The 325-nt window shown below is 50.2% G+C and carries 1 pseudogene; it reads left to right on the top strand.

Features of this window, described 5'->3' with window-relative positions:
* A pseudogene (locus ACYVTD_RS18695) lies at positions 1–325 on the top strand (N-acetyl-gamma-glutamyl-phosphate reductase); the annotation flags it as partial.

The raw sequence follows: 325 nt of genomic DNA, 5'->3' as shown, positions 1-325 counted from the left end.
ACCTATGATAGCAGGTATAATCGGCGCAACAGGCTATGCCGGCGCTGAATTGGTAAGACTCCTTTCGGGGCATCCCAGAGTAGAAAAATTGGTGCTTTCCTCGGTCAGCTTTGAGGGCGACAAAATTGAAAATATCTATCCCAACTTTCTGGACAGGGTTTCGCTTCCGCTCTTAAAAGCCGAGGAAGTTATCGCCGCATCAGACGTGGTTTTTGCCGCCCTTCCTCACGGCATAGGGGAGCCGTTTGCCTCCGCCTGTATGGAGCGGAAAATTCATTTTATCGATCTTTCCGCCGATTTCCGTTTTGACGATGACGAGGCTGTT

The organism is Treponema sp. R6D11, assembly GCF_054786075.1.
The sequence above is the reverse complement of the archived record's forward strand: the minus strand, read 5'-3'. Positions and strand labels throughout refer to the sequence as shown.